Below are 12,865 nucleotides of genomic sequence, written 5' to 3' on the forward strand. Positions count from 1 at the left end.
GTGGCTCCTCGGGTCACCACCCGGCGGGTCAGCCGGGTGTTGGGTCAAATTCTAATGGGCGTGGGGAGAGGGACGGGACACACCCGCCCCTCTCCGTCGAAACCTGCGAACCGGATGCGCTCCTGGCGGAGCGCGCCGGATCAGGAGACGCCCAGCTCCTTGGCGTTGGCCTTCAGGTCCTCGATGCCACCGCACATGAAGAACGCCTGCTCGGGGAAGTGGTCGTACTCACCGTCGCAGATCGCGTTGAACGCGGTGATCGACTCGTCGAGCGGAACGTCCGAACCGTCCACGCCGGTGAACTGCTTGGCGACGTGGGTGTTCTGCGACAGGAAGCGCTCGACGCGACGGGCACGGTGGACAACGAGCTTGTCCTCCTCGCCCAGCTCGTCGATACCGAGGATCGCGATGATGTCCTGGAGGTCCTTGTACTTCTGCAGGATCCCCTTGACACGCATGGCGGCCGCGTAGTGGTCCGCCGCGATGTACCGCGGGTCGAGGATGCGGGACGTCGAGTCCAGCGGGTCCACGGCCGGGTAGATGCCCTTCTCGGAGATCGGACGGGAGAGAACCGTCGTCGCGTCGAGGTGGGCGAAGGTGGTCGCCGGCGCCGGGTCGGTCAGGTCGTCCGCGGGGACGTAGATCGCCTGCATCGAGGTGATCGAGTGACCACGGGTCGAGGTGATGCGCTCCTGGAGGAGACCCATCTCGTCGGCCAGGTTCGGCTGGTAACCCACCGCGGAGGGCATACGGCCGAGCAGGGTCGACACCTCGGAACCCGCCTGGGTGTACCGGAAGATGTTGTCGATGAAGAAGAGCACGTCCTGCTTCTGCACATCGCGGAAGTACTCCGCCATGGTCAGACCGGCCAGGGCGACGCGCAGACGGGTGCCCGGGGGCTCGTCCATCTGGCCGAAGACGAGCGCCGTCTTGTCGATGACGCCGGAGTCGCCCATCTCCTCGATGAGGTCGTTGCCCTCACGGGTACGCTCACCGACGCCCGCGAAGACCGACACACCGTCGTGGTTGTTGGCGACGCGGTAGATCATTTCCTGGATCAGAACGGTCTTGCCGACACCGGCACCACCGAACAGACCGATCTTTCCACCCTTGACGTACGGGGTGAGAAGGTCGATGACCTTGACGCCGGTCTCGAACATCTCCGTCTTGGACTCGAGCTCGTCGAAGCTCGGGGCCTTGCGGTGGATGGGCCAGCGCTCGGTGACCTCGGCGTTCGCCTCGGGGTAGTTGAGCACCTCACCCAGGGTGTTGAAGACCTTGCCCTTGGTGAAGTCACCGACGGGGACGGTGATGCCCTCGCCCGTGTCGGTCACCGGGGCCTGGCGGACCAGGCCGTCGGTCGGCTGCATCGAGATGGTACGGACGAGGCCGTCACCCAGGTGCTGCGCGACCTCGAGGGTCAGGGTCTTGAGCTTGCCGTCCTCGGCCGGGTCGGCGACCTGGACCTTGAGGGCGTTGTAGATCTCGGGCATGGCGTCGACGGGGAACTCCACGTCGACGACCGGGCCGATGACCCGGGCGACGCGGCCCGTGGCGGCGGCCGTCTCAACAGTGGTCGTCATTACTTGTCACTCCCCGCGGTCGCGTCAGCCATGGCGCTCGCGCCACCGACGATCTCGCTGATTTCCTGGGTGATTTCGGCCTGGCGGGCCGCGTTGGCAAGCCGGGAGAGGCTCTTGATGAGGTCCCCGGCGTTGTCGGTCGCCGACTTCATCGCGCGGCGGCGGGCGGCGTGCTCGGAAGCGGCCGACTGCAGCAGTGCGTTGTAGATGCGGCTCTCGACGTAGCGCGGCAGCAGGGCGTCGAGGACGTCCTCCGCCGACGGCTCGAAGTCGAACAGCGGAAGGATCTCGCCCTTCGCGCCGGTCTCCTCCACGGCCTGGTCGAGGCTGAGCGGCAGCATCCGGCCGTCCACCGCGTTCTGCGTCATCATCGACACGAATTCCGTGAAGACGATGTGCAGCTCGTCGACGCCGCCCTCGGCCGTGTCCAGCTGGATGGCCTCGATCAGCGGCGCCGCGACGCGCTTGGCGTCGGCGTAGGCCGGGCTGTCGGTGAAGCCGGTCCACGACTCCGTGACCTTGCGCTCACGGAAACCGTAGTAGGCGACACCCTTGCGGCCGACGATGTACGAGTCGACCTCTTTGCCCTCAGCGCGCAGCCGCTCGGTGAGCCGGTCCGCCTGCTTGATGGCGTTCGAGGAGTAGCCGCCGGCCAGACCGCGGTCGCTCGTGATGAGCACGATCGCGGCGCGGGTCGGCGCCTCGACCTCGGTGGTCAGGGCGTGCTTGGTGTTCGAACCGGTCGCCACCGCGGTCACCGCACGGGTGAGCTCGGTCGCGTACGGCATCGACGCCGCCACCTTGCGCTGCGCCTTGACGATGCGCGAGGCGGCGATCATCTCCATCGCCTTGGTGATCTTCTTGGTCGCCGTGATGGCACGGATGCGACGCTTGTAGACCCGGAGCTGCGCTCCCATGAGTCAGGTCCCTTCCGTCGTCACTTGGAGACGTTGACGGCCGGCACGTCCTCGCCCAGGAGCTTGCCGTCCGAGGTCTCGAACTGGCGCTTGAAGGCCGCGATGGCGTCAGCGATCGAGCCCAGGGTGTCGTCCGACATCTTGCCGCCGTCGGCGATGGAGGTCAGGAGGTCCTTGCGCTCGCGGCGCAGGTGCTCCAGCAGCTCCGACTCGAAGCGACGGATGTCGGCGACCGGGACGTCGTCCATCTTGCCGGTGGTGCCGGCCCAGACGGAGACGACCTGCTCCTCGACGGGCATCGGCTGGTACTGGCCCTGCTTCAGCAGCTCGACCATGCGCTTGCCGCGCTCCAGCGAGGCCTTCGACGCGGCGTCCAGGTCGGAACCGAAGGCGGCGAACGCCTCCAGCTCGCGGTACTGGGCCAGGTCGACGCGGAGACGACCCGAAACCTGCTTCATGGCCTTGTGCTGGGCGGAGCCACCGACGCGGGAGACCGAGATACCGACGTTCAGCGCCGGGCGCTGGCCCGCGTTGAACAGGTCGGACTCCAGGAAGCACTGGCCGTCGGTGATGGAGATGACGTTGGTCGGGATGAACGCCGACACGTCGTTCGCCTTGGTCTCGACGATCGGCAGACCGGTCATCGAACCGGCGCCCATCTCGTCGGACAGCTTCGCGCAGCGCTCCAGCAGACGGGAGTGCAGGTAGAAGACGTCACCCGGGTAGGCCTCACGGCCCGGCGGGCGGCGCAGCAGCAGCGACACGGCGCGGTAGGCGTCGGCCTGCTTCGACAGGTCGTCGAAGATGATCAGGACGTGCTTGCCGGCGTACATCCAGTGCTGGCCGATGGCGGAACCGGTGTACGGCGCCAGGTACTTGAAGCCGGCCGGGTCGGACGCCGGGGCGGCGACGATCGTCGTGTACTCGAGCGCGCCGGCCTCTTCCAGGGCGCCGCGAACGGACGCGATGGTCGAGCCCTTCTGGCCGATGGCGACGTAGATGCAGCGGACCTGCTTGTTCACGTCGCCCGAGCGCCAGTTGTCGCGCTGGTTGATGATCGTGTCGACGGCCAGAGCGGTCTTGCCGGTCTGACGGTCACCAATGATCAGCTGACGCTGGCCACGGCCGATCGGCACCATCGCGTCGACGGCCTTGTAGCCGGTCTGCATGGGCTCGTGCACCGACTTACGGACCATGACGCCCGGGGCCTGCAGCTCGAGGGCGCGGCGGCCTTCGGTCGCGATCTCGCCGAGGCCGTCGATCGGGTTGCCGAGCGGGTCGACAACGCGGCCGAGGTAGCCCTCGCCGACACCTACCGAGAGAACCTCACCGGTGCGCTGCACCGGCTGGCCCTCCTCGATACCGCTGAACTCGCCGAGGACGATCGCACCGATCTCGCGCTCCTCGAGGTTGAGGGCGAGACCGAGGGTGCCGTCCTCGAACTTCAGCAGCTCGTTCGCCATGGCGGAGGGCAGGCCCTCCACCTTCGCGATGCCGTCGCCGGCAACGCTGACCGTTCCGACCTCCTCGCGCGAGGCCGCGTCCGGCTGGTACGACTGGACAAAGTTCTCCAGTGCGTCCCGGATCTCCTCCGGCCGGATCGTGAGCTCCGCCATCTGGGTTCCCTGCTCTCCTTGTTGGGCCTGAAGCTTCTTAGGGGTCTGGGGGCGACCCCCAGGAATCTTCTGCAAGTTCTGCACGGCCCAACCGGGCCGCTAGGAATGCTTTGTACTTTTGGTGGCTGGTCAGCCGGCCATGCGGCGGGACGCCTCTGCGAGGCGGTCCGCGATGGTGCCGTCGATGACCTCGTCGCCGACTCGCACCGAGATCCCGCCGAGGACCTCGGGGTCCACGTCGAGGTTCAGGTGCATCTGGCGGCCGTACAGCTTGGCCAGCACCGCGCCGAGACGCTGCTTCTGCACGTCGCTGAGCGGAACCGCGCTGGTCACGGTGGCGACCATGCGGTCACGACGCTCGGCGGCGAGCTTGGACAGGGACTCGAGTCCCGCCTCCAGGCTACGTCCACGCGGATGCGTGACAAGACGCGTCACCAGGCGCTCGGTGACGGCGTTCGCCTTGCCGCCGAGCAGACTGCGCAGCAGCTGGCTCTTGGCGGAGGCGGTCGCCGCACGGTCGGTCAGCGCGGCACGCAGCTCGGTGTTCGAGGACACGATCCGGCCGAAGCGGAAGACCTCGTCCTCGACGTCGTCGAGCGCGTCGGCCTGCTGGGCCGCCGTGAGGTCGGCGGTGGCCGCCAGCTCCTCCAGCGAGTCCACCAGGTCGCGGGACTGCGACCAGCGGGACCGGGCCATGCCGGACACCAGGTCGAGGGTCTCCCCGCCGACCTGACCGCCGAGCAGCCGAGCGACGAGCTCGGCCCTGGCCTCGCCGGCCTGCGCCGGGTCCGTGATGACCCGACGCAGCGAGACCTCACGGTCGAGCAGCGCGGTGACAGCGGCCAGCTCACCGGCGAGCTTCGCCACGTCGACGGACGTGTTGTCCGTCAGCGCGTCGAGACGCTCGCGCGCGGAGGCCAGCGCCTCGCGGCTCGCTCCGTTCATCGGGCCGCCTCGGCCTTCTCCTCAAGCTCGCTGAGGAAGCGGTCGATGGTGCGGCTCTGCCGGGCGTGGTCCTCGAGGGACTCGCCGACGAGCTTGCCGGCCAGGTCGGTGGCGAGCTTGCCGACGTCCTGACGCAGCGCCTGAGAGGCGGCCTTGCGGTCTGCCGCGATCTGGGCGTGGCCGGCAGCGATGATCTCCTCACGCTGCCGCTGGCCCTCTGCGCGCAGTTCTTCCTTCAGCGCAGTGCCCTGCTCCAGCGCTTCCTGGCGCAGGCGCGCGGCCTCGTGCCGGGCCTCGGCGAGCTGGGCCTTGTACTGCTCCAGCACGCTCTGGGCCTCGGTCTGAGCGGCTTCCGCCTTCTCGATACCGCCCTCGATGGCCTCACGGCGCTCTTCCAGAACCTTGTTGATGTTCGGGAGGAGCTTCTTCGCGAGGAAACCGAAGACGATGACGAAGGCGATCAGACCGATGACGAGCTCGGGGATCGGCGGAACGAGGGGGTTCTCTCCACCCTCAGCCGCGAGAACCATGAGGTTCACATCAATGCCTTTCGTCTGTTCGGACTAGTGATCGCGGTTCGTCAGCTGTAGACGAACGGCATGACCAGACCGATGAGGGCGAGCGCCTCACAGAAGGCGAAGCCGAGGATCTGGTTGGCGCGGATCAGACCGGCAGCCTCGGGCTGACGAGCAAGAGCCTGCGTGCCGTTACCGAAGATGATGCCGACGCCGACACCGGGGCCGATGGCCGCGAGACCGTAACCAACGGAGCTGAGGGAGCCGGTGACGGCGGCAAGGGTCTGGGACATGCCAGTTCTTCCTTCTCTTTCACGGACCGGTGGGGGTTGGCCACCGGACGAATACGGGGGGCTGAGCGGGGCGGGCGCGGCTCAGTGGTGTTCGGCGAGCGCACCCTGGAGGAAGCTGCAGGCCAGGAGGACGAACACGTACGCCTGGACAGCCTGGATGAAGAGCTCGAACGCGGTCATCACGATGACCATGACGAACGAGACGCCCGCGTAGGCGATACCGATCCCGTTCAGCAGGTACCAGCTGGCGATGGTGAACAGCAGCAGCAGGGTGTGACCGGCGAACATGTTCGCGAACAGTCGGACCGCGTGGGTGAAGGGCCGGACGAGGACGTTCGAGAAGAACTCGATGACCATGACGAGCGGGAGGACCGGGCCGAGCGACTTGTCGTAGCCGGTCAGGTTCTTGAAGCCGCCGACGAAGCCGTGGCGCTTGAAGGTCACGCTCATCCAGATCACGTACACGATCAGCGCGAGGCCGGCCGGGTAGGCGATGATCGAGGTCACCGGGAACTGGGCGAGCGGAACGATCGACCAGAGGTTCATGACCCAGACGAAGAAGAAGATGGAGACCATCAGGGGGACGTACTTCTCCCCCTCCTTCTTGCCCAGGGTCTCGTAGACGATGCCGCGGCGCACGAAGTCGTAGCCGGCCTCGGCGACCATCTGCAGCTTGCCGGGGACGACCTTCGGCTTGCGGAACGCGGCCCAGAAGAAGCCGACGATGATGACCGAGCCCAGCAGGGCCAGGAGCATCGTCTTGTTGAAGTAGAAGTTGCTGTCCGCGTCGCCGAAGATCGGCTGGAACAGGAACGAGTGCAGGCCGGGAGCCGGGAAGCCACAACCGTCGAAGATGTGGCAGTCGGTCTCGAAGGCGAGCACCGTCGTCGGGTCAGCACTCACCGCGGGCTCCTTCAGCGTGGCGCATAGGTACGGCAACCTCGTTGTGTCGGCGCGGCGAGCAGCCGCTGTTCGGCACTGGACTGGTGTTACGGATGATGTGGCGGCGATCAGGCATCGAGCCTCGCGATGGGACAGGCGTCAGCTCAGATGCCCGCGCCCGCAATGCCGCAGTTGGCACCGGACGATAGCAGGATCTCGAACGCCCACTTATCCCGGCCCTACCCTTCACGTCTTCGGTCCCGGATTTTCGGGCTTGTTGCCCGTCGTCGAGTCCGGTTCGACGTAAAGGATCTTGGCCTTCATGTGCGCGCGGGTCTGCGCTGCGATCCACACCAGGGTGGTCGCCACGAGCGTGATCGCGAACGCCTTGGGGTTGAACAGGGTGGTGTTCTTGAACGCCGCGACAAACACGAAAAGCAGCAGGATCTGGGCCGTGTAGAGCATGAGCCCCATGGCCTGGAAGAGGTGCGGAAGCGATTTCGCCGTGCGCTGCAGAACGACGAATCCGATGCCCATGAACACGATCACGACCAGCGTCGCGACGACCGCTCCGACCGCACCCTTGCCGCCGACGACAAGCCCGCTGATCAACGCGGCGAGTGCGCCGGCGATGGCCGTGGGCACGGCGGCTTGCAGAAGGGATCGGACGTCATCTGACCGCATGGCGGTTTGCTCCGCGTGGTGGTGGGGGCACTGGACTCGTACGGGACGAGCGTAAGCCCGGTCCGAGAGAGAACCTCGGGCCAAGGGACCGTCGCACTACGGTCCTTCGGCTCTGTCGCCGGGTTTAGTGAACGGTATCACAAACTATTTGATGAGAGCTTTACCTGCCGGGTGTGCCGACTGTCACACATGAGAGTGACCCTGCGCGTGTGTGCGCGACAGGCGCGTGGTCTGTTTGCTAATGAGCATCCATGTCGGACATGTGATGCGACGGTCAGCGGGTGGATTCAGCCTTACGCCGTTCCGGGAAGCGCGAACGGGGGCCCACCGCGGTCGCTCCGTTGACGCCCGAGACGCCCGCGGCGATCGGCCTGGCGGGCGCCGGCTCGGTCCCCGAGGCGTCCTGGGCGGCCGCCTCCGCGGCCGCGTCCGCCACGCGCGCGGCGTGCCGGTAGCGCGGCGGAACCAAACCCTCCGCCCACTTCGGGGCGCGCGGCGTGAAGCGCGGCAGGAGCAGCAGGAAGAGCCCCACCGCACTGAGCACGGCGATCACCAGCACGATCCACATCGCGGTGGAGTGCACGGAATACGCCACGGTGCCGAAGGCGATCAGGCCCGACCAGAAGTACATGATCAGGACCGCGCGGCTGTGCGAGTGGCCCAGTTCCAGCAGCCGGTGGTGCAGGTGCCCGCGGTCGGCCGCGAACGGCGACTGGCCCTTCCACGTACGCCGCACGATGGCCAGGACCAGGTCCGCCATCGGGATGGCGATGACCGTCAGGGGCAGGATCAGCGGGATGTAGGCGGGGAGCATCGCGTGCGTCGCGTTGCGCTCACCACCGGCGAACAGGGCCAGCGCGTCCGGGTCCACCTGTCCCGTCAGGGAGATCGCCGCGGCGGCCAGCACCAGGCCGATGAGCATCGAGCCGGAGTCGCCCATGAAGATCCGGGCGGGGTGCATGTTGTGCGGCAGGAAGCCCAGGCACATGCCCATCAGGATGGCCGCGAAGAGGGTGGCCGGGGCCGCGGACTCGATGCCGTAGCCGAACCAGATCCGGTAGGCGTACAGGAAGAGCGCGGCGGCGGCGATGCAGACCATGCCCGCGGCGAGGCCGTCGAGGCCGTCCACGAAGTTCACCGCGTTGATGGTGATGACGACGAGCGCCACGGTGAGCAGGTTGCCCTGCCACTGGGTGAGCGGGACCGTGCCGATGAAGGGCACCGGGATCCACAGGATCGTCAGGCCCTGCATGACCATCACGCCGGCGGAAATCATCTGCGCGCCGAGCTTGATCAGGGCGTCGATCTCGAACTTGTCGTCCAGGACGCCGATCAGCCAGATCAGGGCGGCTCCGGACAGCAGCGCGCGCGGTTCGTTCGACTTCTCGAAGACCGCGTTGAGGTTCTGCAGGTGGTCGGCGACCAGCAGGCCCGCGCACAGGCCGCCGAACATCGCGATCCCGCCGAGGCGCGGCGTCGGCTCGCGGTGCACGTCGCGGGCGCGGATCTCCGGCATGGCCCCGGCCGCGATCGCGAACTTCCGCACGGGCCCGGTCAGCAGGTAGGTCACCGCGACCGTGACGCAAAGCGTCAGCAGATATTCACGCACTGGCTGCCCCAGATGTATCGCCGGCCATCTCAGCCCCACACATTAGCTGCGATGTCCCCTCGACCGAGGACGCGAGGGGGCGGTATCCCGGTTCCACTACACCCCTCTTGCCCCACTTACTCCCCGTAAGGGGGAAATCCTTCCGTGAGCTCGCCGACCTCCGTACGTGTCTTCGCGGCTTCCCCGTCCAAGGCCGCCGCGAACAGCTCCGCGATCCGGCGCATCTCCGGCTCCCCCATCCCCTGGGTGGTCACCGCGGCCGTGCCCAGCCGGACGCCCCGCTGGTCCCCGTACGGCAGGACGCAGGTGTCCAGCACGATCCCGGCGGCGGCCAGCCGGCCGCGGGCGGTCGGGCCGTCCACCCCCAGCGGCCCCGGATCCGCGGTGATCATGTGCGTGTCGGTGCCGCCGGTGGTGATCGTGAACCCGCGCTCCTCCAGCGCCTCGGCCAGCACCCGGGCATTGGCGACCACCCGGTGGGCGTAGGTGGTGAAGGCCGGCCGGCCCGCCTCGCCGAAGGCGACGGCCTTGGCGGCGATGGTGTGCATCTGCGCCCCGCCCTGGGTGAAGGGGAACACCGCCCGGTCGATGCGCTCGGCGAACTCGGCGCCGCACAGGACCATGCCGCCGCGAGGCCCGCGCAGCACCTTGTGCGTGGTCGCGCAGACCACGTCGGCGTACGGGACCGGACTGGGCGCGGCCCCGCCGGCCACCAGCCCGATCGGGTGGGCGGCGTCGGCGATCAGGTAGGCCCCGACCTCGTCGGCGATCTCCCGGAACGCGGAGTACTCGGGGTGGCGGGGGTAGGAGATGGACCCGCACACGATGGCCTTCGGCCGGTGCGCCCGGGCGAGGTCCTGCACCTGCCGGTAGTCGATGAGGCCCGTCCGGGCGTCGACCCCGTACCCGACGAAGTCGAACCACTGCCCCGAGAAGTTGGCGGGCGAGCCGTGGGTGAGGTGCCCCCCGTACGGGAGCCCCATCGCCAGCACGGTGTCCGCCGGCCGCAGCAGCGCCGCGTAGGCGGCCAGGACGGCCGAGGAGCCGGAATGCGGCTGCACGTTGGCGTGCTCGGCCCCGAACAGCGCCTTGGCCCGCTCCACGGCCGTCTGTTCGGCCAGGTCGGCGTACTCGCATCCGCCGTGGTAGCGGGCGCCGGGGTAGCCCTCGGCGTACTTGTTGGCGAGCGGCGACCCCAGCGCCGCCAGGACGGCCGACGAGGTGAAGTTCTCCGCCGCGCTCAGCTGCAGGGTGTCGGCCTGCCTGCGGGCCTCCCCGGCGAGTACGTCGGCCATCTGCGGGTCCTGCCGGCGCAGCAGGTCCGTGGGCTGGGTGATGACGCTCATGGCGCGACTCCAGGGGGTGCCGGGTACCAGCCACTGTAGGCCCGCGGCCCCCGCGCCGCTCCACGGCCGCTCCGCGCCGACCCCCGGCCGGCCGACGGCCTCCCGGGCACCGGCCCCGCCGCACCGGCCTCCGGCCGCCGGATCAGCGGCGGGCCGTGACGCCCGTCAGGGCCGTGACGACCGGGTCCAGCGCCTGGCCGAGCACCTCCCCGACGCGCTCCTCGCACCCCTCGGCCCTGAGGGGCCTCCCGGGCATCGCCCCGCTGCGCCGGCCTCCGGCCGCCGGATCAGCGGTGGGCCGTGACGCCCGTCAGGGCCGTGACGACCGGGTCCAGCGCCTGGTTGATCTCGTCGCCGATCGAGCGGAAGAAGGTGATCGGCGCCCCGTACGGGTCGTACACCTCGTCCGCGTCGGGCGACGGCGCCAGCAGCCACCCGCGCAGTGCCGCCGCGGCCCGTACGAGCGCCCGCGCCCGCTCCGCCATGCCGTCGTCCAGCGGCGGCAGCGTGGCCGGGTCTATCGCCCGGACCAGCCGGGTGAACTCCTTCAGCGTGAAGGTGCGCAGCCCCGCCGAGTGGCCCATCGAGATGACCTGCGCACGGTGGTCGCGCGTGGCGGTCAGCACCAGGTCGGCGCGTATGACGTGCTCGTCCAGCAGCTCGCGGCCGGTGAACCCCGACGCGTCGGCCCCGAAGTCCGCGAGCACGGCGGCCGCGTTCGCCTCCATCGGGGCGCCCTCGTGGCCCCACGTCCCGGCGCTCTCCACGATGAGGTCGCCGCCGACGGGACCGCCGAGGCGGTGCGAGAGGGCGTGCCGCGTCAGCCGCTCGGTGATCGGCGAGCGGCACACGTTGCCCGTGCTGACGTGGAGTATGCGGAAAGTGCTTCCCCCTGCTATGCCACGCCCCTCAGGGCTCACGGGGCCACCTCGAGGTCGGGTACGACCTCCCGCAGCCGGTCGGCGCTGAGCGCCCCCTCGCGCAGCAGCACGGGAACCTTCCCCGTGACGTCGACGATCGACGACGGCTCGATGCCGGGCGTCGGACCGCCGTCCAGGTACACGGACACCGAATCGCCGAGCATCTCGCGCGCCGCGTCGCAGTCCTCGGGCGCCGGCTGTCCGGAGAGGTTGGCCGACGACACCGCCATCGGGCCCACCTCCGTCAGCAGCTCGATGGCGACGGGGTGCAGGGGCATGCGCACGGCCACGGTGCCGTGGGTGTCGCCCAGGTCCCACGCCAGCGAGGGCTGGTGCTTGGCGACAAGCGTCAGCGCACCCGGCCAGAACGCGTCGACGAGCTCCCAGGCCTGCTCGGAGAAGTCCGTGACGAGGCCGTGCAGGGTGTTCGGGGAGCCGATGAGCACCGGGGTGGGCATCCCGCGGCCGCGCCCCTTGGCGGCGAGCAGATCGTGGACGGCCTCCGGGCTGAAGGCGTCCGCGCCGATCCCGTACAGGGTGTCGGTGGGCAGCACGACGAGCTCGCCGCGGCGCACGGCGGATGCGGCTTCACGCAGACCCGTCTTGCGGTCCGTCGCGTCGTTGCAGTCGTATCGCCGGGCCATCAGCGGGCCTCCTCGTGCAGCAGGGGGGTGGCGGGGTTCGTCGCGCCGGTCACGGCAGTGCCTTGCGGGCCGTGGCGAAGCGCGGGCGGTTGTTCAGGTCGGGGTGGTCGGCCGCGTCGGCCCAGCCCCGTTCCTCGGCGAAGATCCACGGGACCTGGCCGCCCTGGGTGTCGGCGTGCTCGACGACGACGATGCCGCCGGGCCGCAGCAGCCGGTGGGCGGTGCGCTCGATGCCCCGGATGGTGTCGAGTCCGTCCTCGCCGGAGAAGAGCGCCATCTCCGGGTCGTGGTCGCGGGCCTCGGGGGCGACGTACTCCCACTCGGTGAGCGGGATGTACGGCGGATTGGAGATGACCAGGTCGACCTGGCCGTCGAGCTCGGGCAGCGCGCTCAGGGCATCGCCCTGGTGCACGGTGACGCGGGAGCCCTCGGCGTTCTTGCGGGTCCACCGCAGGGCGTCCTCGGACAGCTCGACCGCGTGCACGCGCGAGCGGGGCACCTCCTGCGCCATGGCCAGCGCGATCGCGCCGGATCCGGTGCACAGGTCGACGATCAGCGGCTCGACGACGTCCATCGCGCGGACGGCGTGTATGGCCCAGTCGACCACCGACTCGGTCTCGGGCCGGGGCACGAAGACCCCGGGCCCCACCTGGAGCTCCAGGTACCGGAAGAAGGCGCGCCCGGTGATGTGCTGGAGCGGCTCGCGCGCCTCGCGGCGGGCGACGACCTCCCAGTAGCGGGCGTCGAAGTCCGCGTCCTTGACGTGGTGCAGTTCCCCCCGTTTGACGCCGTGCACGAAGGCGGCGAGCTCCTCCGCGTCGAAGCGCGGTGAGGGCACGCCAGCGGCGGCCAGCCGCTGGGTGGCCTGGGCCACCTCGGCAAGCAGCAAGTTCACGCTGGTCCTCCGGGCT

Annotated in this window: 13 protein-coding genes; all 13 read right to left on the reverse strand. The window is 69.3% G+C overall.

Annotated elements, in window-relative coordinates; genetic code table 11:
• Positions 1-140 precede the first annotated feature (140 nt).
• A complete protein-coding gene (gene atpD, locus ACZ3X1_RS12205; protein ID WP_101390156.1) occupies positions 141-1,583 on the reverse strand; it encodes a F0F1 ATP synthase subunit beta in 1,443 nt (480 codons plus the stop codon).
• Entirely contained in the window at positions 1,583-2,500 is a 918-nt protein-coding gene (locus ACZ3X1_RS12210) for a F0F1 ATP synthase subunit gamma (protein ID WP_356812380.1), read from the reverse strand. Before ACZ3X1_RS12210 ends, atpD begins: the two co-directional genes overlap by 1 nt.
• Positions 2,501-2,520: 20 nt before the next feature.
• Positions 2,521-4,116, reverse strand: coding sequence for a F0F1 ATP synthase subunit alpha (gene atpA / locus ACZ3X1_RS12215; protein ID WP_030660299.1), 1,596 nt, complete (start codon positions 4,114-4,116; stop codon positions 2,521-2,523).
• A gap of 129 nt (positions 4,117-4,245) precedes the next feature.
• The gene (locus tag ACZ3X1_RS12220) at positions 4,246-5,061 is read right to left on the reverse strand and encodes a F0F1 ATP synthase subunit delta (protein WP_356812381.1); all 816 of its coding nucleotides are present in this window, start codon (positions 5,059-5,061) and stop codon (positions 4,246-4,248) included.
• The gene (locus ACZ3X1_RS12225; RefSeq protein WP_266497670.1) at positions 5,058-5,591 is read right to left on the reverse strand and encodes a F0F1 ATP synthase subunit B; all 534 of its coding nucleotides are present in this window, start codon (positions 5,589-5,591) and stop codon (positions 5,058-5,060) included. Before ACZ3X1_RS12225 ends, ACZ3X1_RS12220 begins: the two co-directional genes overlap by 4 nt.
• Positions 5,592-5,641: 50 nt before the next feature.
• The gene (gene atpE, locus ACZ3X1_RS12230) at positions 5,642-5,869 is read right to left on the reverse strand and encodes an ATP synthase F0 subunit C (protein WP_030386954.1); all 228 of its coding nucleotides are present in this window, start codon (positions 5,867-5,869) and stop codon (positions 5,642-5,644) included.
• 81 nt (positions 5,870-5,950) lie between these two features.
• Positions 5,951-6,787 carry a F0F1 ATP synthase subunit A gene (gene atpB / locus ACZ3X1_RS12235; protein ID WP_356812428.1) on the reverse strand — a complete coding sequence of 279 codons (837 nt, stop codon included), beginning with the start codon at positions 6,785-6,787 and terminating at the stop codon, positions 5,951-5,953.
• Between the two features lie 210 nt (positions 6,788-6,997).
• Entirely contained in the window at positions 6,998-7,435 is a 438-nt protein-coding gene (locus ACZ3X1_RS12240) for a hypothetical protein (protein WP_356812382.1), read from the reverse strand.
• A gap of 274 nt (positions 7,436-7,709) precedes the next feature.
• A complete protein-coding gene (locus ACZ3X1_RS12245) occupies positions 7,710-9,044 on the reverse strand; it encodes an MraY family glycosyltransferase (protein ID WP_356812383.1) in 1,335 nt (444 codons plus the stop codon).
• A 116-nt stretch (positions 9,045-9,160) separates the two neighbouring features.
• Positions 9,161-10,390: a serine hydroxymethyltransferase gene (locus ACZ3X1_RS12250; RefSeq protein WP_356812384.1), complete on the reverse strand. Its 1,230-nt coding sequence runs from the start codon at positions 10,388-10,390 to the stop codon at positions 9,161-9,163.
• 287 nt (positions 10,391-10,677) lie between these two features.
• Positions 10,678-11,310 carry an arsenate reductase/protein-tyrosine-phosphatase family protein gene (locus tag ACZ3X1_RS12255; protein ID WP_053633368.1) on the reverse strand — a complete coding sequence of 211 codons (633 nt, stop codon included), beginning with the start codon at positions 11,308-11,310 and terminating at the stop codon, positions 10,678-10,680.
• Positions 11,307-11,954, reverse strand: a complete 648-nt coding sequence (locus tag ACZ3X1_RS12260; protein ID WP_356812385.1) for an L-threonylcarbamoyladenylate synthase — start codon at positions 11,952-11,954, stop codon at positions 11,307-11,309. The genes ACZ3X1_RS12255 and ACZ3X1_RS12260 overlap by 4 nt, the downstream gene beginning before the upstream one ends.
• A 49-nt stretch (positions 11,955-12,003) precedes the next feature.
• Entirely contained in the window at positions 12,004-12,849 is an 846-nt protein-coding gene (gene prmC / locus ACZ3X1_RS12265; protein ID WP_467279040.1) for a peptide chain release factor N(5)-glutamine methyltransferase, read from the reverse strand.
• Between the last annotated feature and the right edge of the window lie 16 nt (positions 12,850-12,865).

It is taken from the genome of Streptomyces sp. NPDC023541 (assembly GCF_055559995.1).